23 protein-coding genes and 1 tRNA gene are annotated in these 26,770 nt (G+C 33.7%); 15 read left to right on the top strand and 9 right to left on the bottom strand.

The annotated features are described in order from the left end of the window. Positions 1-5: 5 nt before the first annotated feature. The 4 genes from ACVFVN_RS09600 (at position 6) to ACVFVN_RS09585 (ending at position 2,700) form a co-directional block, all read left to right on the top strand. Positions 6-482 carry a hypothetical protein gene (locus ACVFVN_RS09600; protein WP_456235076.1) on the top strand — a complete coding sequence of 159 codons (477 nt, stop codon included), beginning with the start codon at positions 6-8 and terminating at the stop codon, positions 480-482. 115 nt (positions 483-597) lie between these two features. Continuing rightward, complete coding sequence (rseP, locus tag ACVFVN_RS09595; protein ID WP_456235075.1) at positions 598-1,935, top strand: RIP metalloprotease RseP; 1,338 nt, start codon at positions 598-600, stop codon at positions 1,933-1,935. Between the two features lie 85 nt (positions 1,936-2,020). Next, positions 2,021-2,094: transfer RNA gene (locus ACVFVN_RS09590), tRNA-Asn, on the top strand. Positions 2,095-2,202: 108 nt separating this feature from the next. Continuing rightward, the gene (locus ACVFVN_RS09585) at positions 2,203-2,700 is read left to right on the top strand and encodes a DinB family protein (RefSeq protein WP_456235074.1); all 498 of its coding nucleotides are present in this window, start codon (positions 2,203-2,205) and stop codon (positions 2,698-2,700) included. A 119-nt stretch (positions 2,701-2,819) separates the two neighbouring features. Here the strand turns inward: ACVFVN_RS09585 and ACVFVN_RS09580 are convergent, their stop codons facing one another. Continuing rightward, positions 2,820-4,943: a carboxy terminal-processing peptidase gene (locus tag ACVFVN_RS09580; RefSeq protein ID WP_456235073.1), complete on the bottom strand. Its 2,124-nt coding sequence runs from the start codon at positions 4,941-4,943 to the stop codon at positions 2,820-2,822. 207 nt (positions 4,944-5,150) lie between these two features. Here ACVFVN_RS09580 and surE point away from each other — a divergent pair, with 207 nt between their 5' ends. Beyond that, positions 5,151-5,918 carry a 5'/3'-nucleotidase SurE gene (surE, locus tag ACVFVN_RS09575; RefSeq protein WP_165134969.1) on the top strand — a complete coding sequence of 256 codons (768 nt, stop codon included), beginning with the start codon at positions 5,151-5,153 and terminating at the stop codon, positions 5,916-5,918. A gap of 31 nt (positions 5,919-5,949) precedes the next feature. On the opposite strand, the gene ACVFVN_RS09570 is transcribed toward surE, so the two are convergent. From ACVFVN_RS09570 to ACVFVN_RS09540, 7 genes are all read right to left on the bottom strand, one after another. Then, on the bottom strand, positions 5,950-6,522 hold the full coding sequence (locus ACVFVN_RS09570) for a 5'-methylthioadenosine/S-adenosylhomocysteine nucleosidase family protein (RefSeq protein WP_456235072.1): 573 nt from the start codon (positions 6,520-6,522) through the stop codon (positions 5,950-5,952). A 69-nt stretch (positions 6,523-6,591) separates the two neighbouring features. Next, positions 6,592-7,995 (bottom strand): radical SAM protein, encoded by a 1,404-nt coding sequence (locus ACVFVN_RS09565; protein WP_456235071.1) that lies wholly within the window; start codon positions 7,993-7,995, stop codon positions 6,592-6,594. Positions 7,996-8,010: 15 nt separating this feature from the next. Continuing rightward, positions 8,011-8,241 carry a hypothetical protein gene (locus ACVFVN_RS09560; protein ID WP_456235070.1) on the bottom strand — a complete coding sequence of 77 codons (231 nt, stop codon included), beginning with the start codon at positions 8,239-8,241 and terminating at the stop codon, positions 8,011-8,013. Position 8,242: 1 nt separating this feature from the next. After that, positions 8,243-9,010: a prolipoprotein diacylglyceryl transferase gene (locus tag ACVFVN_RS09555; protein ID WP_456235069.1), complete on the bottom strand. Its 768-nt coding sequence runs from the start codon at positions 9,008-9,010 to the stop codon at positions 8,243-8,245. Positions 9,011-9,070: 60 nt separating this feature from the next. Then, positions 9,071-9,814, bottom strand: coding sequence for a 3-oxoacyl-[acyl-carrier-protein] reductase (fabG, locus tag ACVFVN_RS09550; protein WP_456235068.1), 744 nt, complete (start codon positions 9,812-9,814; stop codon positions 9,071-9,073). Positions 9,815-9,908: 94 nt separating this feature from the next. Further along, the gene (rsmI, locus tag ACVFVN_RS09545) at positions 9,909-10,583 is read right to left on the bottom strand and encodes a 16S rRNA (cytidine(1402)-2'-O)-methyltransferase (protein ID WP_456235067.1); all 675 of its coding nucleotides are present in this window, start codon (positions 10,581-10,583) and stop codon (positions 9,909-9,911) included. Further along, positions 10,583-11,755 (bottom strand): hypothetical protein, encoded by a 1,173-nt coding sequence (locus ACVFVN_RS09540; RefSeq protein ID WP_456235066.1) that lies wholly within the window; start codon positions 11,753-11,755, stop codon positions 10,583-10,585. The genes rsmI and ACVFVN_RS09540 overlap by 1 nt, the downstream gene beginning before the upstream one ends. 128 nt (positions 11,756-11,883) lie before the next feature. Here ACVFVN_RS09540 and ACVFVN_RS09535 point away from each other — a divergent pair, with 128 nt between their 5' ends. From ACVFVN_RS09535 to ACVFVN_RS09510, 6 genes are all read left to right on the top strand, one after another. Next, positions 11,884-12,480 (top strand): thymidine kinase, encoded by a 597-nt coding sequence (locus tag ACVFVN_RS09535; protein ID WP_165134948.1) that lies wholly within the window; start codon positions 11,884-11,886, stop codon positions 12,478-12,480. Between the two features lie 15 nt (positions 12,481-12,495). Continuing rightward, entirely contained in the window at positions 12,496-14,940 is a 2,445-nt protein-coding gene (locus ACVFVN_RS09530) for a bifunctional UDP-N-acetylmuramoyl-tripeptide:D-alanyl-D-alanine ligase/alanine racemase (RefSeq protein ID WP_456235065.1), read from the top strand. Positions 14,941-14,942: 2 nt separating this feature from the next. Next, positions 14,943-17,099, top strand: a complete 2,157-nt coding sequence (locus ACVFVN_RS09525; RefSeq protein WP_456235064.1) for a patatin-like phospholipase family protein — start codon at positions 14,943-14,945, stop codon at positions 17,097-17,099. A 4-nt stretch (positions 17,100-17,103) separates the two neighbouring features. Beyond that, on the top strand, positions 17,104-17,523 hold the full coding sequence (gene ybeY, locus ACVFVN_RS09520) for an rRNA maturation RNase YbeY (RefSeq protein ID WP_456235063.1): 420 nt from the start codon (positions 17,104-17,106) through the stop codon (positions 17,521-17,523). A 54-nt stretch (positions 17,524-17,577) separates the two neighbouring features. Then, positions 17,578-19,440 (top strand): tRNA uridine-5-carboxymethylaminomethyl(34) synthesis enzyme MnmG, encoded by a 1,863-nt coding sequence (gene mnmG / locus ACVFVN_RS09515; protein WP_456235062.1) that lies wholly within the window; start codon positions 17,578-17,580, stop codon positions 19,438-19,440. A gap of 132 nt (positions 19,441-19,572) precedes the next feature. Next, positions 19,573-20,400: a class I SAM-dependent methyltransferase gene (locus tag ACVFVN_RS09510; protein WP_456235061.1), complete on the top strand. Its 828-nt coding sequence runs from the start codon at positions 19,573-19,575 to the stop codon at positions 20,398-20,400. 215 nt (positions 20,401-20,615) lie between these two features. Here ACVFVN_RS09510 and ACVFVN_RS09505 read toward each other — a convergent pair whose 3' ends face one another. Next, entirely contained in the window at positions 20,616-21,806 is a 1,191-nt protein-coding gene (locus ACVFVN_RS09505; RefSeq protein WP_456235060.1) for a phosphoglycerate kinase, read from the bottom strand. Positions 21,807-22,429: 623 nt separating this feature from the next. Here ACVFVN_RS09505 and rpiB point away from each other — a divergent pair. From rpiB to ACVFVN_RS09485, 4 genes are all read left to right on the top strand, one after another. Then, positions 22,430-22,861, top strand: a complete 432-nt coding sequence (gene rpiB / locus ACVFVN_RS09500) for a ribose 5-phosphate isomerase B (protein WP_165134932.1) — start codon at positions 22,430-22,432, stop codon at positions 22,859-22,861. 54 nt (positions 22,862-22,915) lie between these two features. Next, positions 22,916-25,063: a ribonuclease R gene (gene rnr / locus ACVFVN_RS09495; RefSeq protein WP_456235059.1), complete on the top strand. Its 2,148-nt coding sequence runs from the start codon at positions 22,916-22,918 to the stop codon at positions 25,061-25,063. Positions 25,064-25,147: 84 nt separating this feature from the next. Beyond that, positions 25,148-25,831 carry a LysE family translocator gene (locus ACVFVN_RS09490; protein WP_165134928.1) on the top strand — a complete coding sequence of 228 codons (684 nt, stop codon included), beginning with the start codon at positions 25,148-25,150 and terminating at the stop codon, positions 25,829-25,831. Then, the gene (locus ACVFVN_RS09485) at positions 25,831-26,766 is read left to right on the top strand and encodes a S66 peptidase family protein (RefSeq protein WP_456235058.1); all 936 of its coding nucleotides are present in this window, start codon (positions 25,831-25,833) and stop codon (positions 26,764-26,766) included. Before ACVFVN_RS09490 ends, ACVFVN_RS09485 begins: the two co-directional genes overlap by 1 nt. Positions 26,767-26,770: the final 4 nt, after the last annotated feature.

The following is a 26,770-nucleotide window of genomic DNA, read 5'->3' as shown; positions in this document are numbered from 1 at the left end:
CAATAATGAAAAACTTAGTTAAATCAATCGCTTTATTAGGTGCAGTAGCACTAGGAAGCCAGTTCGCACAAGCACAATCGTATAAAGATGCATTAGGTATCGCTGTAGATCTAGGAGATGGCCCAACATTATTTGGTCCTCAGTACAAACACTCTTTCGATGGAAGAAATGCTGGTAATTTGCAAGTATTATTCGGAGACAACACCACCGTCTTGGGTGCAGATTATACTTATAACGAAAAATTCAACGGAGCTGGTGGCCTTGGTTGGTATGTTGGTGTAGGTCCACAACTTACTTTTTGGAAAGCTGGCGGTCATAGTGATACATCTTTCGCCATTAGACCACAATTAGGTTTAGAATACAAAATCCCATCTGCTCCATTAGCAATGAGCTTTGACTGGAAGCCTTGGTGGAACCTTTCTAATGACTCTAACTTCGAAGCTGGTCGCTTTACTTTAGGTTTCAAATATGTTTTAAAATAAGCAATTATTATAAAAATAAGTTAAAAAAGGTCTTATCTTGTGGATAAGGCCTTTTTCTTGTTAAGAATCTAAGCCAATTGCTTACCTTTGCGTAATTTAATTTTAAACAAAATAAATGGCACCAGAACAGTTATTTCAATTTATACTGAGTATTTCAATTCTTGTTATTCTACACGAATTAGGACATTTTATCCCAGCAAAACTTTTTAAAACTAAAGTTGAAAAATTTTATCTATTCTTTGACCCTTGGTTTTCTGTGGTTAAAAAGAAAATCGGTGATACCGAATATGGTATTGGTTGGCTTCCTTTAGGAGGTTACGTGAAAATTGCCGGAATGGTTGATGAGAGTATGGATACCGAACAACTTAAAAAACCTGCAGAACCTTGGGAGTTTCGAGCAAAACCAGCTTGGCAACGTCTTATCATCATGCTAGGTGGTGTTACGGTTAACTTCTTTTTAGCATGGTTAATCTATTCTTGTTTATCTTATTTTAAAGGTGAAAAATATTACGACAATTCCAAATTTGAAGCAGGAATAGCTGTCACTTCAGAAGGCGAAAAAATGGGCTTAAAAACAGGTGATAAAATTCTGAAAATAGACGGAAAACCTGCCGAGCGTATGCAAACGTCAATTATGAACATGTTATTCGCGAACGATGTTACAGTTTTGCGCGATGGTCAGGAAGTTACCTTCCCTGTTAACGAAGATGGCGTTGCCGAAGTTTTGAAAGCCAATGAAGCGAAATTATATTTCAGCAATCGTTTTCCTGCTGTTGTTGATAGCATTGTTCCTAATATGCCAGCAGCAAAGATGGGATTACTAAAAGGTGATAAAATTGTAGATATTAACAACCAAAAAACAGAATATTACGACCAGGTAACTTCAGCTTTAGCTCAAAATGCAGGCAAACCAATTAGCATGAAAGTTCTTAGAAACAACCAAATTCAAGATTTACAAATTAATGTTGGAAAAGATGGAAAATTAGGCTTTTCTTTTAGTCTGGAAGTTGCTCAAAAAGAATTAAATAAAACTGAAGTTGTTAAAAGCTATACCTTCTTACAAGCCATCCCTAGAGGTTTTGAACGTACTATTGATGTTTTGGTAATGCAGGTAAAGCAATTCAAAATTATCTTTAATAGCAAAACCGAAGGTTACAAAAAAGTATCTGGCCCAATCGGAATTATCAAACAAATGCCAACCACGATCAATTGGGAATTTTTCTGGAGTTTTACAGCAATGTTCTCTGTTTGGTTAGCATTCCTTAATCTAATCCCGATTCCTGGATTAGACGGTGGTCACGTGATGTTTACGCTTTGGGAAATGATTACAGGAAAACCTGTTCCACAAAAAGTTTTGGAAAACGCCCAAATGATTGGTGTCATCTTCTTACTAGGATTAATGGTCTTAATCTTTGGAAATGACATTGTTAAATGGATTACTGGACGATTCTAGATAAAAAAAACAGAAAAAAGTTCTTGAAAAATTTGGTGCAAATATAAATTCGTTTTATATTTGCACCACTTTAAACAAAGGACATTCCTCCTTAGCTCAGTTGGTTAGAGCATCTGACTGTTAATCAGAGGGTCGCTGGTTCGAGCCCAGCAGGAGGAGCTTTCAAAAGTAAAACACCTACAGATAAATGTAGGTGTTTTTTTTATCACTTCTTTAATATAGTTTTGATGTTATTCTTTGTAATTTTATTTTTTAAAAACATAAGATATGGATACTTTAAAACAATTAAAATCAGAGCTTAAAAGCGAATACGAAACGACCAGACGTTTCTTCGAGCGATTTCCAGAAAACAAAAACGATTATTCTCCTCACGACAAAAGCATGAAAATGATGCCTCTTGCGGCACATATTTCAGAAGTTTTCGGTTGGCCAAAATATATTCTTGATACATCCGAACTTGATTTCGGTAAAAATGAATATAATCCACCCAAAGCAACTAATAAAGAAGACCTGCTTAACATGTTGGACAATTCTTACAAGTCAGGTTTAGAAAGTCTAGAAGCAGCAACAGAGGAGCAGCTAGAACCCAACTGGGCGATAAAAATGAATGGCAAAACGCTGATGGAATGGAGTAAGTATGGCGCCATTCGACATGCTCTTAATCAGGCTACACACCATCGCGCGCAACTTGGCGTATATTATCGCTTAAATGACATTCCGCTTCCTGAAAGCTATGGTCCCTCAGCAGATACAGAATTTAAATGATAGAAACAAAAACGAGGCTGTCTCAAAAGGTAAACCAATACTCTGAGAATCTTCTAAATGACAAAAGTTGTCAGACAGGAGTCCGAGAGATGGGGTACTTTTGAGACAGCCTCTTTTGTTTATTTAGTAGATTGTTCTAATGCGTCTAACGTTTCCTTGAGATAAAAGTCTTTCTGTAGGTTTTTAATCCAGTTTTCGGATTTTTTAGCAAAAGCTTCATCTTTTTTCTCTCTTGCTACTTCGTCAGCATGCAAGGAAATTTTGAGACCATTATTGTATTTATCTAAGGCTTTGAATTTTTCAATCTGGGCTTTTCTTTCTTTCATCAAAGCCAGGTATTTTGTTTCGTTCAACGTTATTTTTTCTTCTTTAGATAATTTTTCTCTCCATTTTGCTGATTCTATCAAAAGCTGATAATTGGCATTATTTTTAATTTTAGAATCAATAGATTGTTGAAGTGCTGCGGTATTGATGTCTTTAACTTTGTTAAACTTAGCGGGCGCTATTTTATCCCATGGCAAAGCAAATTGATCATATCGCTCCCCTATCTCTGCATAGGTAAATAGATCTTGCATTTTAACATCGGATTCTACACCTTTTCGTTGTGTTGACTCGCCCGTTACACGATAATATTTTTGAATGGTTAATTTAAGGTCTCCAAAATCATCATTAGAATTTAAAAATCTATTGAGCGACACAAAAGTTTGCACAGTTCCTTTACCAAAAGATTGTGGAGAACCTATAACCGCTGCTCTACCATAATCTTGCATGGCGCCTGTCAAAATCTCTGATGCCGAAGCAGAAAGTTCGTTTTGCATCACCACAAGCGGTCCTGTCCATACTGGTGCGCTGGTTTTGTTATTAAGAACATTAATTTTTCCATTGCCATCTTTAACCTGAACAACTGGACCTGCGTTAATAAACAATCCCATAATATCCACAACTTCTGTTAACGAACCGCCACCATTATTCCTAAGATCAAGAACGATACCTTCAACTTTTTGTGCTTTTAATTTTAGCAATTCCGCTTTTAAATCATCGGAAGCATTTCTACCTTTACTATCTTCAAAATCTGCATAAAATCCAGGCAAATAAACGTAGCCTAATTTTTTAGCATTTGGAGAATTAATGATAGAGCTTCTGGCATAAGTATCTTCTATCGCAACTTCTTCACGAATTAATGTAACATCTTTCACCGTTCCATCTGTTTTTTCTACAGTAAGTGTAACAGGTGTTCCTTTTTCACCGCGAATAAGTCTTACGGCTTCTTCTGTCAACATTCCAACAACATTCACAGGATCTTCTTTAGGTTTTGAACGAACTTTTAGTATTTTATCACCTTTGGTAAGTTGTTTAGATTTCCACGCTGGCGCACCAATCGTTAAATCGCCTAAATACAGATAACCTTTTTTCTCTTGAATTAAAGCGCCGATACCAATAATCTTACCTGTAAAATTGGTGTCAAAATCTTCTTTATCTTTTGGTGAAAAATAGTTCGTATGCGGATCAAAAACTTCCGTATAAGCATTCATATAAACTGTGAACCAGTCGTTTTGTTTTCTCTTTTTGTAACGACGGAACATATCGGTAATCAAATCTTTAACCTCGCTTTGTGCTTTGATACGTTTTTGTTCGCTTGATAAAATGTCAAGTTTTATGGTATCTTTCAATTTGTTAGCGATAACAGAATCCTTTTTTTTCTTTTGAGTTTCTTCTTTATTGTTAAGAGACTCCATTTCGCGAAGGATATAGTATTTTACATAACGTTTCCATTCTGCTTTTTGCTCGGCACTATTTATGGCATTTTTCTTCAACTTTGGTTCAAGAATCATGCTGTCATCTTCGTTAAGATCAATAGGCTTGCTCAAAATTTCTTGTGTCATTTTATCGACATCATCTAATCTCTTATAAAGGCGATCCGTTGTGGTTTTATAAAACGTAAGATCACCATTGTTAAGATAATCATCAAGTTTTGTTTTGTGCTTTGCAAACTCATCCATATCAGACTGAAGAAAAATTCTTTTGTCAGGATCAGCAGACTCGAAAAACTTGTTATAAACTTCCGCAGAATAAGCGTCGTTAATCGGTTTTGGTGAATAATGTAAATATGAAAGTGTATTTTTGACGCTTACCATTATGGTTTGCATCTTTTCATCATCATTCTGTGGTGCGTTGAAACAAAACATCAGCGTCATAAGTGGCGCAAACATTAATATTCTGTTCCATTTAAAATTTTTAAACATATAAAGTACTTAAATGATAAATATTGGTAAAAAGTTTTTAAGTTTTGTTACAGATGCTAAGAAAATAATTTCAAAATTCTAAGCGAAACTGACATCAAATTTAATACCTTATTTCTATTCTGCTACTATATTTTAACTAATTTTGTGTAATTCTTAAAAGTAATTTTCAATTGAAAGGTACTTTGCTAAACATTTTTGACTATTATTATGAAAAAACCTTTGATTTTGGTAACTAATGACGACGGCATTACGGCGCCTGGCATTAGAAATTTGGTGGAATTTATGAACGAAATAGGCGAGGTAGTCGTAGTTGCACCTAACTCGCCACAAAGTGGAAAAGGTCACGCCATAACTATTAATTCTACTTTAACATACGAAGAAATTAATCTTGAAGGCCCACAGAAAGATTTTTCACTTAGCGGAACACCTGTTGACTGTGTCAAATTTGCACTGGACAAAGTTTTAACAAGAAAACCCGACATCGTTGTTTCGGGTATTAATCATGGGGCTAATTCTTCCATAAATGTCATCTATTCGGGGACGATGTCTGCCGCAGTAGAAGCCGGTGTAGAAGGACTTCAAGCTATTGGATTTTCCTTATTGGACTTTTCGTGGGACGCCGATTTTGGACAAGCCAAAGAATATATTCAAAAAATTGTTTTGAAAACTTTAGAAAAACCAATGCCCAAAGGCGTTGTTCTGAATGTCAATATTCCAAAACTTTCGAAAGATGAGATAAAAGGTGTTAAAGTTTGCAAACAAGCCCATGCAAAGTGGGAAGAAAGTTTCGATGAACGCATCAATCCGCATGGTAAAAAATATTATTGGTTGTCGGGATATTTTAACAACATGGACCAATCTGAAGATGCTGACGAAACGGCTCTAGCAGACGGATACATCTCTATTGTCCCTGTTAAATTTGATCTTACCGATTATGAATATATGAAAGAACTCGATGCTATCATGAAATTCTAAAACAAATAAGGACTCAATTTGAGTCCTTATTTTATTTATCCAAAGCTACTTTTAAAGCTTTTGCTGCTTTTTTAACTTCCGTAGTCCAATCGTCAACCGCATTTCCGTCGGCGCCGTCAGAAATATATTTTAAACACAGAAAATCTATTTGTTCTAGCTGACAGACTTTCGCCAAAGCAAAAGCTTCCATATCAATAACATTGTATTCATGGTTGTTGTGCTCCATCTCAAATTGATCGCCACTTCCACAAATCCCGATAGGCAAATATTCTAACTCAATTCCATGATTAAGAATAATTGAAGAGTTCTCAAAAGGCGTTTCAAATTTTTGAAATCCTAAAGCCATCACCTCCATATCTCGTTGGATAAATTGGTTACAACAAACCACTTCTCCTCTATTAAAAGTCGTACTTCCCGCCGTTCCTAAATTGATGACAACATCTGGCTGATGCTCGTGTAAAGCTTTCATTAAATAATAGGTTGCATTTACTTTTCCCACACCAATAAAGACTTTATTTTCACCTTTAAATTCAACGTCTGCTTCACTTTCTAATGCAAAGACAAAAAGTGGATTTTTATATGTTTTCTGATTAATTTCTAACATTATTTCTTACTAAAAGGACAAAAATACAGACAAAAACTAGCTTATCCGAATTTCTTGAAATTAAATTTATTAAAATAAAACCCTTGTATCTTTTCTTAATTCTTCCAAATGTTTCTGTTTATCATCTCTGTAAAAAAGATTCATCGTTTCGAAAGGGATGAGCTTTAAATCTTTATTCACGATATGTACACAAGATTTTTTCACTGCTCGAACATCGAAATCATGAGCATCCATAAAATTCATAATGATGATTCTGAAAAGATTGTCGTAACCCAAATCTGGCGCGACAACTTCTGGAAGGCAACACAACAATTGGTTAACTTTTGGCTGAACTTTATCCACAGAAATTCCCGTACTAAAAATATCGATGAGCTGCATTTTCAAACCCTCATCTTGTTCATAAACAATGGTGTTTTTGGATTCATTGTTCAGTAAATCAGCAGGATTGATGTATCGGGTTAAAGGAATAATTTCATTGTCTAATTTTAAAAAATATCCCATCGCCAAAGCATCTGGATTACACGGAACAGGAATAATATCATCTGAATTTAACAAAGGAAACTGGTTGAGAATTTCTTGACGAACCTCGGTTAAAGTAATTTTTTCGTGCGGAGAATCTTCACGGTTTCTTCCTGCAATTTCCACGGGTTGAAAAGTAATTCCACGAACGCATTTTTGTTTCAAAGCAAAATCTATGATTTTACCAATTTCGTCAATATTTTTCCCTTGTTGAAGAACCACCACCAAAGTTGTTGAAAGATTGAGCGCATTTAATTTTTCAAGCGCTTTCATGCGAACATCCGTCAAATCTTTTCCTCTAAAATCGTCTAAAACTTCAGGTTTAAAAGAGTCAAACTGAAGATAAACTTCAAATTCGGGAGCATAAGTTGCCAATTTTTCTGCAAAACCAGGATCATTTGCAATCCTAATTCCGTTGGTGTTCAACATTAAATGTTTAATTGGTTTCGACTTAGCAATATCCATAATTTTAAAAAACTCTGGATGTATGGTAGGTTCGCCGCCGCTAATTTGCACCACATCGGGTTCACCTTCATTTTTTACAATGATATCAAACATGGCTTCTATTTCCTCCAAACTTCTGTGACTTCCGTAATGTGGCGAAGACATGGCATAACAAGTTGGACAGGTGAGATTACAACGATCTGTAACTTCTACAATCGACAAACAGCTGTGTTGCTCGTGATCTACACACAATCCGCAATCGTAAGGGCAGCCGTAAAGAACATCTGTCCCAAAATGAATTGGCATTTCCGAAGCTTTGTTGTAGTTTCTGATATTTTTGTAATAGTCAACATCTGTGGCAATTTTTGTTTTGAAAAATCCATGATCTGGACAACGTTTGGTCATGAAAACATTCTCATCTTCGATAATAATTTTCGCGCCAACACGCTTCAAACATTCTGGACAAAGACTTAGTGTATAATCGTAATAGGTATAATTTCTTATTGGCATTTTATTTTTTTAAAATTACATACAAATCATTCCTGTAATAAGTCCGCAAATAAGCAAACAGACAAGAACAACCTGCCAAAATTGGGATTTAGAAAGCTTTTTCGTGCCTTTAAATTCATACATTAATTTATAAATTCCAGCAACGATTAAGGATAATAAGAAAGCACCAATGCCAATTATTGCAAAAATCATAACAACAACACCTCCAAGATTGCCTACTTCTAATAATATTAAGGAATTTTTCATATTATTTTACAATTGTGTTTTTGAGATTGACGTTTAGAGAATTTTTAATCTTATAAATGTAATAAATTATGACAAACAGACTTACAATTTGTATGGTTCCAAGATTAAAAATTAAATCAACTTTAGGTTTAATAAAATCTAATAAAAACCTAAATGTAAAGTAACTCAACATAAATATTTGAAACACAAATCCCGATGGAAACGCATTTTTATCTTTTATTTTCTTTAAAATAAACCAAAGGAAAATTAAGAAGACAATTTCATACAAAGCTACGGGATGTCTTTTGTAATCATCACCGAGATACATTCCAAAAATTGAATTGGTGGGAAGTCCATAAGTTTCTTCATAAACTCCCGTTAAGAAACAACCAATTCTCCCGATAATCATCGCAAGAATAAGCGGAAAAACAATTAAATCTCCCGTGCTTTCTTTATGTTTTACCATTTTTTTAGCAAGTTCTACTCCTATAAGTCCAAACGCTAATCCACCAACAATGGTATTACTGGACCAAAACTCTTTCAAATTAAACTGTTGATTAAAAAGAGTAAATGGATCTTCAAGATTTCCGATAAGTTTAGAACCCAATAAAGCACCGCCAGTTGCACCAATAATAACGGCTAAAGAAACTGTAAGCGACATTTTTTCTGTAGAACGTCGCTTTAGAAAATAATAGTAACGCATCGCAAGAAAAATCCCAAAACTTTCCATGATGGGATGCAACAATACATCATAACCGAAAAAATGAAGCGTTATGGGGAAATCAATCATTAAATGAAGATATAAAAAAAGCAGCCCGAAAGCTGCAATATTTTAAATTTAATTTTGAATCTAAGTTAACATTCCTCCATCAACATTGATGACTTGTCCTGTGATATAGCCTGACATATCGCTTCCTAGAAACACACAAGCATTGGCAACATCTTGTGGCTGTCCACCGCGCTTCAACGGAATGGCTTCTCTCCAGCCTTTTACTGTATTTTCATCCAAAACGGCAGTCATTTCAGTTTCAATAAAACCTGGCGCAATAACATTACAACGAATGTTGCGCGAACCAAGTTCTAAAGCTATTGATTTAGAAAAACCAATAACCCCAGCCTTAGAAGCCGCATAGTTAGCTTGTCCGGCATTTCCTTTAACCCCAACAACCGATGACATATTAATAATTGACCCCGATTTTGCTTTCATCATCGGCTTAATCACCGCTTTTGTAAGATTAAATACAGAATCTAAATTCACTTTGATAATGGTATCCCAATCGTCTTTTGACATTCTCAACATCAAATTATCTTTTGTAATGCCTGCATTATTTATCAAGATATCAATTTTTCCAAATTCAGCCATAACATCATCCACCAACTTTTGAGCAGCATCAAAATCTGAAGCATCCGACTGATAAGATTTTACTTTTGTCAACTTTGAAAGTTCTTCTTCCAAAGCTTTGGCTTTATCAACTGATCCTGCATAAGTAAAGGCTACTTGTGCGCCTTGCGCTGCAAAAATTTCAGCAATGCCTTTTCCTATTCCTCGTGTTGCTCCAGTGATTAGCGCCACTTTTCCTTCTAATAATTTCATATATTATTTTATCTTTTTCTTAAATCAAATGTAACGAATAATATTTTGTGTTAATAGCCTTGTTAGGGTTTTGAGCTCTAACAAGGCTCCTACATCATATTACATTATTAACTATTAAAACGATTTCTCCTTTTAAAGTTTTACTTTTAGAAAACTCAATTAACTCATTGATTGTCCCACGTTTAGTTTCTTCAAATTTTTTAGAAATTTCTCGGCTAAGACTTACTTTAGTATGTTCACCGAAAAACTCTTTAATTTGTTCTAGTGTGGTATTTATCTTATGCGGACTTTCGTAAAGAATAATGGTTTTCTTTTCTTCTGCCAATTGTTTAAGTTTTGTTTGACGTCCTTTTTTCTGAGGTAAAAATCCTGCAAAATAGAAATCATGATTGGGTAATCCAGACACCACCAAAGCGGGGACAAAAGCCGTTGCACCTGGTAAACAAATCATTTCGATGTAGTGATCTGCGCCTGCTTTGGCTAAAAGATAACCAGGATCCGAAATTCCTGGAGTTCCTGCATCGGTTATAATTGCAATATTTTGACCGTTTTTTAAATCAGAAATAACTTTTTCTGTAGCTTGATGTTCGTTATGCAAATGATAAGATCTCAAAGGTTTCGAAATTTCATAATGTTTTAATAAAATTCCTGAAGTTCTGGTATCTTCACATAAAATATAATCTACTTCTTTCAGAACCTTTATTGCTCTGAAGGTCATATCCTCAAGATTTCCGACTGGCGTAGGAACAAAATATAAAATACCACTCATTATAAAAATCGATTTTCTACCAAAGTCCAGAGACGCTGTGCGTAACTATCAACTTTTTCCCAACCTCGGTTGTAATATAAGTCACTCAAAAATTCTTTAGCATCATCAACATTATCAAATTCGTTAAGGCGAGTAACTACCTGATTGAGTTCTACTTGACTGTTTTTGAACAAATGTTGCGAGAAGGCTATTTTATCATTCAGGTCAAGACGAAATTCTGGTTTTGGTTTTGGTGCCTCCATGTAATCTGTCGGCATATTGCTTTTACTAAGGCTGCCTGTAATCTTAGTTTCCAAAGTTGGCGAATCAGTAGAAATAATTTTTTCCAAGGGATCGTCATCAAATAATGTTTTACCAATTCCTTTGATGTTTGCCAATTTTATTTTTTTAGCATTCGCATTTGCTTCGTCACTTTCGAAAATCGAATCATGAAGTTTTTCTTCAATTCTGGCTGCAATTTCTTCTTGAGGCTCTGCAACTTCAGTATTTTCTTCTAAGTCTTGGCTTGGTTCTTCTTCAACAATTTCAGATTCATCTTTATTTTCTGCCTTAATTTCTTCAACATTATCAACATCCGATTCTTCTTCTGACACAAAAATTTCGGAAATCAAACTCGGCTCTTCAACTTTTTGTTCTTCAGCTGAATTATCTAGCGCAAAAGAAAACTGACTTTCATTATTTAAAAACGAAGCCGATTCTTCAATTTGCGAATCAATATGTTCTTCGTGATGCTCAGTATCATCATCTTTTAACATTTCGTTGTCGTACAAATCTAGTTGGTCATTTTCAAGCTCATCTTCATCAACAAGCTTTTCCTCCACTTCTTCAAGCAATTCTTCCTGATGCGCTTCTGCTAAAATTTGATTATCATTAAGGTCCAGATCTCCGTCATCTATAACTTCTTCCAATTCTGGCTCTTCTAACATTTCGTCTTCAAAAACAGTTTCAGTTTCTGGACTTAAAACAATTGGCACGGCGGTATTAGATTTTGAAACAAGATTATTAAGTCCAAATGCTTCACTTAGTTTTAAGAAAGTTGCCTTTTCTGACAATTCTTTTATTAATTTTTCTTTTTGAAGAAGCTCATCGATGGATGAAATTTCAGTCAATTCCTCAATAATATTTTGAATATCAAGAAACAACTCGTCTTGGATTTCTTGTAGTCCGTTCATAACAATCTTATTATCTTTTTCGTAATTTTGAACTTCATTTTACAGCGAAATTTTTACAAGACAAAAGCTTAAAAAAAAGCTTAAATGTTGTGAAATTTTTTCACCTTTATGAATTGCTAAATTAAAGAATGTTTTTAGAAAATACAATAAATCATTCTAAACAGAGTGGTTGGATGGAAGTTATCTGTGGATCGATGTTTTCTGGTAAAACAGAAGAGCTGATTCGCCGATTAAGACGCGCCGAAATGGCAGGACAAACGGTTGAAATTTTTAAACCAAAAGTGGACACACGCTATTCGGATGATGATGTTGTGTCGCACAATCAAAACAAAATCAGAAGTACAGCGGTAGATTCTTCTAACGAGATTCTGTTGTTGGGCTCGCATTGCGATGTTGTTGGCATAGATGAGGCACAGTTTTTCGATGATGGTGTTGTCGAAGTTGCCAATCAATTAGCCAATTCTGGCACAAGAGTTGTCGTTGCTGGACTCGATATGGATTTTCTCGGAAGGCCTTTTGGACCAATGCCCAATCTTATGGCAACTGCAGAATATGTTACAAAAGTGCATGCCATTTGTAAAAGAACGGGAAATCTTGCCAACTACTCGATGCGGACTTCACATGGAAAAGATATTGTTGAACTTGGAGAAACCGATAGCTACGAAGCAGTTAGCAGACGGGTTTTTATCGACGAAGTTCTGTCAAAAAATAATCCAGAATCATAATGATTCTACAACAAAATGAAATATACAACTCAAGAAATTGCTTTTATTACCAATGCTGGACTAATTGGTAACCCAAAACGCGTTGTCAAAAATATTGCTTTTGACAGCCGTAGTATTTATTCTTCAAAAAACACTGCTTTTATTGCAATCAATTCTTCAAAAAATTCTGGTGAAAAATACATAGAATCCGCGATTGAAAAAGGAATTGAAATTATTATTGCTGAGAAAAAAAGTAGTGACAATCCTAACATTACATGGATTATTGTTGAAAACAGTTTGCAATTTTTGAGGCAATTAGCCAAATATCATTTTGAAAATTCAATTATAAAAAGCATCGGCATTACAGGAAGCAATGGCAAAACAATTCTTAAAGAATGGCTCTATCAAAGTCTTTGGAGCGAATTTTCAACAGTAAAAAGCCCGAAAAGTTTCAATTCTCAAATAGGACTCCCCCTTTCTCTACTACAGATTAATCCAAAAAATGAATTGGGAATTTTTGAAGTTGGCATTTCTAAACCTACTGAAATGACTCAACAAGAAGAAATTTTCCATCCAAACATAGGTGTATTAACTTATATCGGCTCTGCTCATTCGGCTAACTTTGAAAATGAAGCACAACTTATTGACGAAAAAATAAAACTTTTCAAACATTCTAAAGTTATTATCTTTAATGGAGATAAAGAACTGATTGTTAATAAAATAAACAAATCCTATTCAAGTAAAAAATTAATAAGTTTTGGATTAAATCCTACCAATAATATTTTCATTAAAAATAATTTTAACAATAGAAAAGAACCTATTATTGTTCAAGTTTTTAATGAAGAAATTAGTTTCCAAGCACATAACAGAGACCGCGCAACATTGTCAAATGCCCTAGCATTGATTGCTGTATTGAAAAAATTAGGATTTTCTAATGCAAAAATCGTTGAGAAAATAAATGCTTTACAAGCAGTAGAAATGCGTCTAGAAAGTGTCGAAGGAGTTCGTAATAACTTGATTATCAATGATTCTTATAACTTAGATTTAGATTCACTTAAAATAGCATTTCAATTCATTAAAGAATATAACAAGCCAAAAAAATCTTTGGTATTAACCGATTTTGTAGAGTCTGATATTGATGATAATTTTTACAAAGAAGTTATTGATCTGGTAAATGAACAAAATTTTGAACGGGTTTATCTCATTGGAAATGAAATAATTAAATTCTCCAATGAAATTAAAACTAAAATTTATACATTTACTTCAACCCATGATTTCATAGAAAGCAGATCTTTTGATGAATTTGAAAATCAACTCATTCTTCTGAAAGGTGCCCGAAAATTTGAAATCGAACGTATTAAAGATATTTTAGAACTAAGAAAACATGAAACTCGGCTTGAAGTAAATCTCAATGCTTTGTTACATAACATCAACATTCACAAGTCTTTACTAAAACCAGAAACCAAAATAATGGCAATGGTTAAAGCTAATGCGTATGGCTTAGGAGGTTTTGAAATCTCTGAGTTTTTGCAACACCATCACATTGATTATCTAGGCGTTGCTGTTGCTGACGAAGGTGCAGATTTACGAAAAAAAGGAATCACCACTCCCATTATTGTGATGAATCCAGAGCAACATAGTTACAGAACTGTTATTGAGTATAATCTTGAGCCTGAAATCTACAGCTTTCGTGTGTTAGAATTATTTTGCAACGAGTTAAAACGTCTTGGTATTACTGAAAAATATCCTATCCATATTAAGCTAGAAACTGGTATGCATCGTTTAGGTTTCAAAGAGAATGAACTTGGGGAACTTTCCAAAATAGTCTATGAAAACAATATCAAGGTACAAAGTATTTTCAGTCATTTGGCTACCGCAGATATGCCGGAAGAAAAAGAATACGTAAGATTTCAATTAGAAAATTTTAAAAGAGCATCAAATAATTTAATAGATTTGCTTGGATATCAACCAATAAGACATATCCTTAATTCTTCTGGAATTCTTAATTACACTGAGGATCAATATGACATGGTGAGAATCGGAATTGGAATGATGGGAATCGCTTATAATGAAAATATTCAAAAAAGTATGCAGACGACTGTTAGTTTTAAAACTGTAATTTCACAAATTTCGGATATAAATATCGGAAAAACAGTTGGTTATGCACGACGTTTTAAAGCAGAAAAGGAATCCAGAATCGCCACAATTCCTGTTGGATATGCCGATGGAATTCCTCGATTAATTGGGAATGGAGTAGGAAAAGTTAGTGTCCACAATCAATTAGTTCCTATTGTAGGAACTGTTTGTATGGATATGTTAATGATTGATGTTACAGATATTTCCGCGAAAGAAGGTGATGATGTCATAATTTTTTCTGAAAAACCAAGTTTGATTGATTTTTCAAATTACTGTAAAACAATACCTTACGAAGTATTATCATCTATTTCGCCCCGTGTAAAAAGAGTTTATATAAAAGACTAAATGTGAAGAATTTTTGGATTTTAATTGGTTTAACACTCTTTAATTTGTTTAATGCACAAGTTAAAGAGCCTCTTGTTATTCCTCAAAATCCGAAAATTGGTCTATCCTTAAGTGGCGGCGGTGCTAAAGGATTTTCGCATGTGGGCGTGTTAAAAATTATTGATTCTTTAGGAATTAAAATTGATTATATTTCCGGAACAAGTATGGGAGCTATTATTGGTGGCTTATACGCTTCTGGTTATACTGGGAAAGACATCGAAAAAATTGTGATGGATACAGATTTTTATTCATTAATCACAGATCCTACTTCCAGAAAAGATGCTACATTTTTTAGTAAATCCGTTGATAAATATCTTTTAAATATCCCATTACATGACGGAAAAGCCAGTTTCCCTTCTTCTATATCCACAGGTCAGCGCAATGTCTATATGTTGAAAGAATTGCTAAAAAATGTGTCCACAGTAACAGATTTTTCAAAGCTTCCAATTCCCTTTTTATGCGTAGCTACCAATCTGGAAAGCGGAAATATGAAGGTATTAGAAAATGGTGATTTGGTACAATCTATCATGGCAAGTTCCGCATTTCCTTCGCTTTTAGAACCTGTAAAAATTGGTGATAGTCTTTATGTAGATGGAGCAATGACAGTAAATTATCCATCAAAACCGCTTAAAGACAGAGGAATTGACATCGTAATAGGTGTTGATCTCAACCAAGGTCTTGCCAAACGTGATGACCTCAAAAGTATAATTTCGATTTTAAATCAAATCATCGATTTTGGGATTCAAAGGGATACAAAACGACAATATAAATATACCGACATCAACATAAAGCCAGATTTAACGGGTATGACGGCTACAAGCTATGATAACAAACGAAACATTCTCGATAGCGGGTATGTTGCGGCAAAGCGATACGAAACGGTTCTAGATAGGCTTCCTAAGCGCGAATTTGATCGTCTTAGAATTCCAATTAACCCTATCTACAGCAATGTTTATAAAATAGACAGTCTTATCATTGAAAAAAATTATATCTACGGAAAAAATTATATTTTAGGAAAAATGGGACTTCGCACCCCATCGATGCAGACCTATGGCAGCATCAACAAAATGATTGATAAACTGTATTCAACCAATAATTACCGTTTTATAAATTATGATATTATCCAAAATGAAGACAGTAATTATCTAAAAATAGAAGTTACTGAAGATAATACAAGACATTTTATAAAATTTGGACTGCATTATGATGAGATATTTAAGACAGGTTTATTAATTAATTATTCTGCAAAACGGCTATTGTTCAGGAATACGGACTTATCGATGGATTTTGTTGTGGGCGACAATCCTAGATACTATTTTAATTATTTTATAGACAATGGCTACATTCCTGGCTTTGGATTATATGCATCAGGAATAAGTTTTGAATTGTTAAATGCTAATAAATCAGTTTATGAAGATTGGAAATGGTTCAGAAACGAAGCCTATATTCAATCGGTATGGAAAGATAAATACGCCATGGGAACCGGTATTAGCTTTGATTATTTTGATAAAAAAGATGCAGCTGGTGCAAATTATAATTCCGACAGATATCTTAATTTGTATGCCTTTGTAAAAAGCGACACACAAAACGATCGAGATTTTCCAACGCGGGGATTTTATCTAAATAGTGAAGTCAAAGTTTTGGACGTATTTTCTTCAGAATTAGAGAAAAAACCCGTCCAAGTCAAAGCAGATATAAGAATGAATTTTCCTATTTCTAAAAAACTCACCTACAGGCTTTCTTTGTATGGTGGCTTCAGTTTTGGAGAAATTATTCCACATTTTTATCAGTTCCGTCTTGGCGGAATTTTCGAACAAAATTTAGGAAATATAAAATCTATGCCTGGTTTTCAGTTTGCCCAAATTGGTGAGAATAATTTATTATCAGCTTCCAACGATTTACAATTTAGATTTAACAAAAACTATTTTATTATTGGAAACTTTAGTTTTGCCAACACATTTGATAATTTTGATTTAGAAAATACCGTTAAAATTAATTACAGTTCGGTTGGCATCACTGTGGGATACAAATCTCCTTTTGGTCAAATTAAACTTAATTTCAGCCAATCTATTAACAAACAAAAAGGAATGTTCAGTGTAATATTGGGACACTGGTTTTAAAATTATGATACAATTTTTCTTTGAAGAAGTAGAAAATACAATAGATACAAGCTATTCTGCATGGCTTGAAGAACTTGTATTAAAAGAAAACAAAAAACTTGGCGATATCAATTACATATTGTGTGATGATGATTATTTATTAAAAATTAATCAGGACTTTCTACAACACGATTATTACACAGACATTATTACATTTGATAAAGTAAGAGGCAAAACAATAAACGCTGACATTTTTGTATCTTTGCAGCGTGTAACAGATAATGCAGAACTTATGAAAAAATCCAAGGATGAAGAACTTAGACGCGTATTAGCGCATGGCCTACTCCACTTGGTTGGTTTCAAAGACAAATCAGAAGACGAACAAAAAACAATGCGTTCTAAAGAAGATTTTTATCTAGCATTATATAACGAAAAGTATCAATAATTTAAAAATGTTTCACGTGAAACATTTTGTTTTTTTTTATAAACTGAATAAAAAATGATTTCAGAAATATATGACGTTATCGTCGTAGGTGCAGGTCACGCAGGTTGCGAAGCAGCCGCGGCCGCAGCTAATATGGGTTCAAAAACTCTTTTGTGCACCATGAATATGCAAACCATTGGACAAATGAGTTGTAACCCTGCAATGGGAGGAATTGCAAAAGGACAAATCGTGAGGGAAATTGACGCCATGGGTGGTTATTCTGGTATAATTTCTGATAAATCCGCTATCCAATTCAAAATGCTTAACCTTTCAAAAGGTCCAGCAATGTGGTCTCCGAGAACCCAAAATGATAGAATGTTATTCGCTCAAGAATGGCGTATAGCTTTAGAAAATACACCAAACTTAGATTTCTTTCAAGACATGGTTAAAAGCTTAATTATCAAAGATAATAAAGCTGTTGGAGTTGTAACCTCTCTTGGAATAGAAATTCATGGAAAAGCCGTTGTACTAACCAACGGAACCTTCTTAAATGGTTTAATTCATGTTGGCGAAAAACAATTAGGTGGTGGGAGAATGGGAGAACCCAGAGCTTTTGGCATAACAGAACAACTCGTTTCTTTAGGTTTTGAAGCTGGAAGAATGAAAACAGGAACCCCACCACGTGTTGATGGAAGAAGTCTTGACTATTCTAAAATGGAAGAACAAGCTGGTGACGAAAATCCAAAAAAATTCTCTTATCTGGATACGCCAAAACTTACAGAACAACGCAGTTGCTACATCGTATATACCAACGAAGAAGTTCATAACGTTTTACGTTCTGGATTCGATAGAAGTCCGATGTTTAACGGAACCATACAAAGTCTAGGACCTAGATATTGTCCAAGTATTGAAGATAAAATTAATCGTTTTGCAGAACGTACAAGACATCAACTTTTTGTTGAACCAGAAGGCTGGAATACCGTAGAAATCTATGTTAATGGATTCAGTTCTTCACTTCCAGAAGATGTACAAATTAAAGCAATGAAACTTATTCCTGGTTTTGAAAATGTAAAAGTTTTCCGTCCGGGTTATGCAATCGAATACGATTACTTCCCCCCTACCCAACTTTATCACACTTTAGAAACAAAGCTTATCCAAAACCTATATTTCGCAGGTCAAATCAACGGAACAACAGGTTACGAGGAAGCCGCAGGACAAGGTTTAATTGCTGGTATTAATGCATCACTTAAAGTACAAGATAAGCCAGAATTCACCTTAAGTAGAGATGAAGCTTACATAGGAGTTCTTATCGACGATCTTATCACAAAAGGAACCGAAGAACCTTATAGAATGTTTACTTCTAGGGCAGAATACAGACTTCTACTTCGTCAGGATAATGCCGATATTCGTTTAACAGAAAAATCTTATCATATTGGCTTAGCAAAAGAAGAGCGTTTAAGAAAAGTTAATGATAAAATCGCTAAAAGTCAAGAACTTGAGAGCTTTTTGAGAGAAACTTCTTTAAAACCCGGCATTATAAATCCTATTTTAGAAAGCATCAATTCTAGTCCGGTTGATCAAGCATACAGAGCAGCACAAATCTTGACGAGACCTAATATGTCTTTAGAAAAATTAGAAGAAATCCCAGCCATAAAAGAGTTCTTAAGCCAATATAATGATGAAGTAAGAGAGCAGGCAGAAATTAATATCAAATACAAAGGTTATATCGAAAAGGAAAAAGAAAATGTATCTAAACTTAACAGATTAGAAAATATCAAAATACCTGAAGATTTTGATTTTAGTAAAATTTCAAGTTTATCTACCGAAGCCAAACAAAAACTAGGAAAAATAAAACCTAAAACTATTGCACAAGCAGGAAGAATTAGTGGTGTTTCGCCTGCTGATATCAATGTTTTATTAGTTTATCTGGGAAGATAATTTGTGGATAACTTGTTAAATGTTTCACGTGAAACATTTATAAAAGCTAAAAATTAGACTTATTTATTAAATTGTGGAATTGTGGATAACTACAATTCCATTTTTTTAAGGCATTAAAATTAATATCATCAAATGAAAATAAAAGATCATTTTCTAAGCCAAGAAATTTTTGAATTAGAAGAAACTAAAACCAAAGGGGTTTGGAAAACCTACCCTATTCCGGCGAATCTTTCAAAATATTATGAAAGCAAAGACTATATTTCGCACCATCAAGATTCTGGAAGTGCTAAAGAGAAATTATATAAATTTCTGCAAGGATTTAATCTTTCTTACAAGAAAAATATCATAAAAACTTATGCAAATAATAATTCGAAAATAAAAATATTGGATTATGGTTGCGGCGCAGGAGAATTTTTAAAATATATCGAAAATGATTTTGAAACTTTTGGATTTGAGCCCAATCAAGATGCAAGAAATGCTGCTAAATCTAAAACTTCAAAAACGAAGATAATTTCAAATCTTGATGAAATAGAAGATGAATCTTTTGATGCAATAACACTTTGGCATGTTTTCGAGCACGTGGAAAATCAAGAAGAAATGCTTTCTTTATTTTATCAAAAATTGAAAGCGAAAGGTAAATTAATAATTGCTGTTCCCAATCCTACTTCTTACGATGCTAAATATTATAAAGAATATTGGGCCGCTTATGATGTACCGAGACACATTTATCATTTCTCAAAAAATGGAATGGAAAATTTAATTTCTGAAAATAAAAAATGGGATCTTCTAAAAATAAAACCCCTCCTACTCGATTCGTTTTATATTTCAATGTTGAGCGAAAAATATAAAAATTCTAAGCTTTTTTGGCTCAAAGCAACAATTCGTGGAGCAATTTCTAACATAAAGGCATCTTTTTCGGGCGAATTTTCAAGTTTGATATATATTATTGGAAAAAATTAGAAAATTGATTTTTAAGCTATTTATAAAAGCCAATTTTCGGACAAATTGTTACTTTTTTGTGGAAAACCTATTATTTTTAAAATTTAGAATAAAAAAATAAAATTAAACTAAGTCCTTGAGAATCGAATAAAAATTTTATCAAGTCCATTCGTAAAATCTAAGACATAAAAAAACCGACAACATTTTGTCGGTTTTTATTTTTGAAAATTAAATATTTAATTATTGATTGCTGCTACACCAGGAAGTTCTAGACCTTCCAGACTTTCTAACATCGCACCTCCGCCAGTCGATACATAACTTACTTTGTTAGCATAACCGAATTGTTTAACAAAAGCAACACTATCGCCACCGCCAACTAATGAGAAAGCACCAAGTTTTGTAGCTTCTTCAATACTATCACCTAAAGCTATAGTTCCAGCAGCAAATTTTGACATTTCAAAAACACCAATTGGTCCATTCCAAAGAATTGTACGTGAATTCAAAATAACATCGTTAATTTTGGAGCGAGATTCTGGTCCTGCGTCCAGCCCCATCCATCCTTCTGGAATGTCATGGACATTTACAATTTCTGTATTGGCATCGTTATTAAAAGCATCAGCAATCACAACATCACTAGGGAGATATACGTCAACTTTATTTTGTTTTGCTTTTTCCAAAATTTCTAAAGCCAGTTGTAGCTTATCATCTTCTACAAGAGAGTTTCCGATATTTCCACCTAAAGCTTTAATGAAAGTAAATGCCATTCCGCCTCCAATGATAAGATTGTCAATTGCTGGTAAAATATTTTCTATTATTGTAATTTTTGTTGAAACTTTTGATCCTCCAAGAATTGCTGTTATTGGTTTTTGTCCAGATTTAAGAACTTTATCAATTGCTTCTAATTCTTTCGCCATTAACAAACCGAAAAATTTAGTTGAGTGAAAAAATTTAGCTATTACTGCCGTAGAAGCATGTGCTCTATGTGCTGTGCCAAAGGCATCATTAACATAAGCATCTGCCAATTTTGATAATTGTTCTGCAAATGCCTCGTCTCCTTTTTCTTCTTCGCTATGGAATCTTAGATTTTCTAATAACAAAATTTCTCCTGGTTGTAAAGCTTTTGCAGCTGCTTCTGCTTTTTCGCCAATAGATTCATCTACAAACTTTACCTCTTTACCTAGCACTTTAGAAACTTCTGATACAATAGGTTTCAAAGAATATTTCTCGTTAACTTCTCCTTTTGGGCGACCTAGGTGTGTCATCAAAATAACAGAACCGCCATCCGCTAATATTTTGTCTACAGTTGGCTTAACTGCTACAATTCTTGTATTGTCTGTTACATTAAGATGGTCATCTTGCGGAACATTAAAATCTACACGTACCAAGGCTTTTTTGCCATTGAAATCGAAATCTCTAATTGTTTTCATTCGTATTTATTAAATTATTTCTTTTTGGTTTGATATTTGAAAGACTAGTTTCAACGATTACAAATTTAAGATTTCTCTGATTCAAAAAAAGAACTTTCGGCATAAAAGATTCCACATCGTTACAACATTTACTATTCTATATTTTTAATTTTATAAAAAAGAAATATTGTTACTGTATATTGTAGTTGTGAGTTTTGTGGAAAAATAAAATTGATTTTTTTGATAACATTTAATTTAAACTCAATTCATATTCTGTTAACAAATATTAATATTGATTTTCAATTAATTATATCACTTATCCACAATTGTCAATAAATCTTAATTTTATTAAAATCTGAAATCTTTTATGGGGAAAATGCAAGGATGAGCCTGCAAAAAGTTTTTTTAAAATGAAGATTGTTTTTTGAACTTAATTGTGCAATACAAATAAAACTTGAAAGTATAAAGCACATTTTGAAACGAGTTTTCCACAAGACTTTTCCGCTTTATCCACAGGTTTTGTCTAGAGATATTAACAAAATATTAATTTCTAATCTTTAATTCTTCTATTCTTTATTAAATACAATTATCCGTAACTAGAATAATCTTAAATTTGTACAAATCTAATCTTAAAAAAGTACATCATGAAAAAAATAGCTATCGCAGCCGATCACGCGGGTTTTGAATATAAAGAGTTGATAAAAAATTACCTTGCCGATCGATACGAAATAAAAGATTTCGGTACATTTTCTGCTGACAGTGTAGATTATCCAGATTTTGTACATCCAGCGGCTTCTTCTGTAGAAAGTGGAGAAACCGAATTCGGAATTCTTATTTGTGGTAGCGGTCAAGGCGTACAGATTACAGCAAACAAACATCAGCAAATCCGTTGTGCGCTATGTTGGATGCCAGAATTAGCCTCGCTATCAAGACAACACAATAATGCCAATATGCTAGCCTTACCAGCTAGATTTATTGCTAAGGAACTTGCTTTCGATATTGTTGACAAATTTCTCACAACAGATTTCGAAGGAGGACGACACCAGAACAGAGTTAGCAAAATAGCTTGCTCTTAATAGAAAAACCTTAGTATTTACCATTAATATTAAGGTTTATTAATTTTTAAACCTATGAAAAAAAGAAATACAAGTCTTAAAAACGATCAGAAACTTCTCGAATTGGGAAGAATTATTCTTCGTTTTATGAATGAAAATACCAACAAAATTTATAATTATAAACAGATTGCAAATGGTATTGATTATAAAAATCCAAGACAACGCGAATTAGTCATTCAGGCTTTACATCGCTTATTGGCAAGTGAAAAAATAAAAGAAGTAGAAAAAGGGAAATATATTATCAACCTCAAGATTGATGGTACTTTAACAGGTATTATAGACTTTAACCAATCCGGAAATGCTTACGTCAAAGTTGATGGTTTGGAAGATGATATTTTTATTCATCAAAAAAATGTAAAAGACGCTTTGCAAGGTGATAAAGTTCTCATTGTAACCTATCATTTTAAAGGAAAAAAATTAGAAGGTTCTGTTATCAATGTTTTAGAAAGAGCCAAAGATACTTTTGTAGGAACTTTCCAGGATATTCCTCATAAGGATTTTGGATTCGTAGTCTTTGATAAAAAGAATATGAATACCGATATGTTTATTCCAAAAAATAAAGCTAATGAAGCTAAAGACGGTGATAAAGTCATCGTTAAAATGATTAAATGGGATGCCGGAAGCAAAAATCCTGAAGGCGAAATTATTCAGGTTTTAGGAAAACCAGGAGAACACGAAACCGAAATTCATGCGATATTGGCTGAATATGGTTTGCCTTACAATTTTCCGCCAGAAGTTGAAAAAGAAGCCGATGAGATTGACACCAGTATACGCCCAGAAGAAGTTGCAAAACGTTGGGATATGCGCGATATCTGCACATTTACGATTGATCCGAAAGATGCAAAAGATTTTGATGATGCATTATCGATTCAAAGATTAGAAAATGGAAATTGGCAAATTGGCGTTCATATTGCCGACGTATCACATTATGTACGCCCCGGAACTTTGTTGGATGACGAAGCTTACGATCGTGCAACTTCCGTCTATTTGGTAGATCGTGTTGTACCAATGTTACCCGAAGTTTTGAGCAACGGTGTTTGTTCTCTTCGCCCGAATGAAGATAAATATACCTTTTCCGCCGTTTTCGAAATTGATGATCAGGCGAAAGTTAAAAAACAATGGTTTGGTCGTACCGTGACGCATTCCGATAGACGATTCACTTATGAAGAAGCGCAAGAGCGTATCGAAACTAAAGAAGGCGATTATCAAGTAGAAATTAATAAACTTGATGAATTAGCAAAAATTCTTCGTGATGAAAGAATTGATAACGGAGCAATTACTTTTGACAGAAGTGAAGTAAGATTTAACCTTGATTCTGAAGGCAATCCAATAGGTGTTTATTTTAAAATTAGCAAAGATTCTAATCATTTGATAGAAGAATTTATGCTACTAGCCAATAGAAAAGTGTCCGAATTTGTTTCTTTAAATAAAAGAAATGAAGCTTCTCATAATACCTTTATTTATCGTGTTCACGAAGATCCAGATCCAACAAAACTAAATGCGCTACGCGATTTTGTTGGTAGTTTTGGGTACAAAATGAATTTAGCAAATGCGAAAACCACTACCCAATCTATGAACAAACTTCTGCAAGAAGTTAAAGGTAAAGCGGAAGAAAATATGATAGAAACCTTAGCCATGCGAAGCATGAGCAAAGCTAAATACACCACAGAAAGTCTTGGACATTATGGTTTAGGCTTCGAGTATTATTCGCATTTTACATCGCCTATTAGACGTTATCCAGATGTTATTGCACACAGGTTATTGCAACATTATCTAGATGGAGGAAAATCTGTTGATGTCCATGAAGTCGAAGAAAAAGCGAAACATTGTAGCGCGATGGAGCGTCTTGCAGCTGATGCCGAAAGAGATTCTATCAAGTATATGCAGGTCAAATTTATGGAGAAACATGTTGGAGAATATTTCAATGGTGTTATTTCCGGGGTTTCGGATTTTGGATTCTGGGTAGAAATTCCAGAAAATGGTGCCGAAGGTATGATAAAACTTCGCGATCTAATCGACGATTCCTATAGTTTTGACGCAAAAAATTATGCTATAGTGGGTCGAAGAACTGGCAACACTTACCAGTTGGGTGACCAAGTTAAGATAAAAGTCATGAAAGCTAATTTGTTAGCTAAACAGTTGGATTTCAAGATTATCAACTAGATCTAAAATAAAGAATTTTTAGTAAAGCTTATTTTAGCCTAAGGTTTATTAAAAATTCTTTTTCTTTGCAAGATACTATAAGCTATGTTAGAACTTATTTTATATGCAATTTTACTAGGATTAATGCTAAGTTTGGTCTTCATCGGGCCTATCTTTTTTCTATTAATAGAAACGAGTTTTTCGCGAGGACCTAGACATGCATTGGCATTAGATTTTGGAGTTATTACAGCAGATTTACTCTGTATTGTTGCGGCTTATTATGCCAGCGCAGACTTGGTAGAACTTATTGATAAACATCCCTCCTTTTATCGAGTCTCCGCACTTTTGATATTTATTTATGGATGTATTATGGTTGTTTCTAGAACCAAAATGCACATCAGAGGTGAAGAGAAACTCATAGGTCGTAACTATTTAAAAACCTTTGCTAATGGGTTTTTATTAAATTTACTAAATGTTGGTGTCATTCTGTTTTGGTTGGTAACTGTAGTTTCGGTTCGTAATCAATATCCTGATACAGACCGTTTTATCCTGTATATTAGCATTGTAATTTTAACTTATTTGGGAATAGATTTGGCTAAAATTTTTCTCGCAAAACAGTTCCATGATAGGTTAACAGAAAAAGTAGCAAATGCCATCCGAAAAGGTGTTGGCGTTATTTTAGTAATTTTCAGTTTCTTTATATTCTTACAAAGTTTTAAAAAATTTAATCAATTTGATAAAAAATTGGAAGAAGCCGAAAAAACGGAAGCCAAATACAAAAGCAAATAATGAAATCAATTATTTTTCCTAAAAGTTTAAAAAAAGGAGATAAAATTGCCATAATCTCACCTGCAGGTTCTGTAGAAAAAGAACAATTGCAATCGACTTTGGATCTTATAATTTCCAAAGGCTATCAACCAGTTTTAGGGAAAAACACACTTAAAAAGCACCAAGATGGATACACTTATGCCGGTACCGAAAAACAACGTATCGACGATCTTAATGGGGCTTTCAACGATCCTGATATCAAAGCCATCTGGGCAACCCGCGGCGGTTATGGATGTCAACATCTTGTAGAACATCTTCAACTTAATCGTTTCAAAAAAAATCCGAAATGGTACATAGGTTATTCTGATAATACGGTGATACAAAGCTTTTTAATGAAAAAAGGATTTGTAAGCATCCATGGACAAACTTTGAAAACCTCTTCTTTTGGCGTAACCAAAGAAAGCTATGATTTGATATTTGATGTCTTAAAAGGAAAATCGCTTAATTATACTTTAGAAGCTAATAAATTCAATAAAAAAGGAAAAACTAAAGGTCAATTAATTGGCGGAAATTTGGCGTTGATTTATGCACTTTTAGGGACTAAATATTCTTTCGATTTTAAAGATAAAATTTTGTTTATCGAAGACATTGGAGAAAATTTTTATGCGCTCGACCGTATGTTAATGAGCCTCGAATTGGCTGGCGTATTTAAAAAAATAAATGGACTTATCGTGGGAGGAATGACAAATATGGGCAACGAAACCGATAACAAAGCTTATGAAAAAGCTTTTGACCCTTTTGCTTTACATTTGATAGAACATCGTCTGAAAGCTTATAATTTCCCAGTTTTATATGAATTTCCGAATGGTCATATTCGTGATAATCGACCTTTAATCATCGGTGCTGAAGTGTCCTTAAAAGTTGGAAAATCTTCTGAGGTTAATTTTAAATTCTAAAAAA

It is taken from the genome of Soonwooa purpurea (genome assembly GCF_053891095.1).
Note: the sequence above shows the minus strand (reverse complement) of the source record. Positions and strands in the feature narration are given on the sequence as shown.

Excerpts from the sequence above, each read along its gene's own strand:
- ACVFVN_RS09600 (WP_456235076.1), top strand. The coding sequence starts at position 6 with ATGAAAAACTTAGTTAAATCAATCGCTTTATTAGGTGCAGTAGCACTA.
- rseP (WP_456235075.1), top strand. The coding sequence starts at position 598 with ATGGCACCAGAACAGTTATTTCAATTTATACTGAGTATTTCAATTCTT.
- ACVFVN_RS09585 (WP_456235074.1), top strand. The coding sequence starts at position 2,203 with ATGGATACTTTAAAACAATTAAAATCAGAGCTTAAAAGCGAATACGAA.
- ACVFVN_RS09580 (WP_456235073.1), bottom strand. The coding sequence starts at position 4,943 with ATGTTTAAAAATTTTAAATGGAACAGAATATTAATGTTTGCGCCACTT.
- surE (WP_165134969.1), top strand. The coding sequence starts at position 5,151 with ATGAAAAAACCTTTGATTTTGGTAACTAATGACGACGGCATTACGGCG.
- ACVFVN_RS09570 (WP_456235072.1), bottom strand. The coding sequence starts at position 6,522 with ATGTTAGAAATTAATCAGAAAACATATAAAAATCCACTTTTTGTCTTT.
- ACVFVN_RS09565 (WP_456235071.1), bottom strand. The coding sequence starts at position 7,995 with ATGCCAATAAGAAATTATACCTATTACGATTATACACTAAGTCTTTGT.
- ACVFVN_RS09560 (WP_456235070.1), bottom strand. The coding sequence starts at position 8,241 with ATGAAAAATTCCTTAATATTATTAGAAGTAGGCAATCTTGGAGGTGTT.
- ACVFVN_RS09555 (WP_456235069.1), bottom strand. The coding sequence starts at position 9,010 with ATGATTGATTTCCCCATAACGCTTCATTTTTTCGGTTATGATGTATTG.
- fabG (WP_456235068.1), bottom strand. The coding sequence starts at position 9,814 with ATGAAATTATTAGAAGGAAAAGTGGCGCTAATCACTGGAGCAACACGA.
- rsmI (WP_456235067.1), bottom strand. The coding sequence starts at position 10,583 with ATGAGTGGTATTTTATATTTTGTTCCTACGCCAGTCGGAAATCTTGAG.
- ACVFVN_RS09540 (WP_456235066.1), bottom strand. The coding sequence starts at position 11,755 with ATGAACGGACTACAAGAAATCCAAGACGAGTTGTTTCTTGATATTCAA.
- ACVFVN_RS09535 (WP_165134948.1), top strand. The coding sequence starts at position 11,884 with ATGTTTTTAGAAAATACAATAAATCATTCTAAACAGAGTGGTTGGATG.
- ACVFVN_RS09530 (WP_456235065.1), top strand. The coding sequence starts at position 12,496 with ATGAAATATACAACTCAAGAAATTGCTTTTATTACCAATGCTGGACTA.
- ybeY (WP_456235063.1), top strand. The coding sequence starts at position 17,104 with ATGATACAATTTTTCTTTGAAGAAGTAGAAAATACAATAGATACAAGC.
- mnmG (WP_456235062.1), top strand. The coding sequence starts at position 17,578 with ATGATTTCAGAAATATATGACGTTATCGTCGTAGGTGCAGGTCACGCA.
- ACVFVN_RS09510 (WP_456235061.1), top strand. The coding sequence starts at position 19,573 with ATGAAAATAAAAGATCATTTTCTAAGCCAAGAAATTTTTGAATTAGAA.
- ACVFVN_RS09505 (WP_456235060.1), bottom strand. The coding sequence starts at position 21,806 with ATGAAAACAATTAGAGATTTCGATTTCAATGGCAAAAAAGCCTTGGTA.
- rpiB (WP_165134932.1), top strand. The coding sequence starts at position 22,430 with ATGAAAAAAATAGCTATCGCAGCCGATCACGCGGGTTTTGAATATAAA.
- rnr (WP_456235059.1), top strand. The coding sequence starts at position 22,916 with ATGAAAAAAAGAAATACAAGTCTTAAAAACGATCAGAAACTTCTCGAA.
- ACVFVN_RS09490 (WP_165134928.1), top strand. The coding sequence starts at position 25,148 with ATGTTAGAACTTATTTTATATGCAATTTTACTAGGATTAATGCTAAGT.
- ACVFVN_RS09485 (WP_456235058.1), top strand. The coding sequence starts at position 25,831 with ATGAAATCAATTATTTTTCCTAAAAGTTTAAAAAAAGGAGATAAAATT.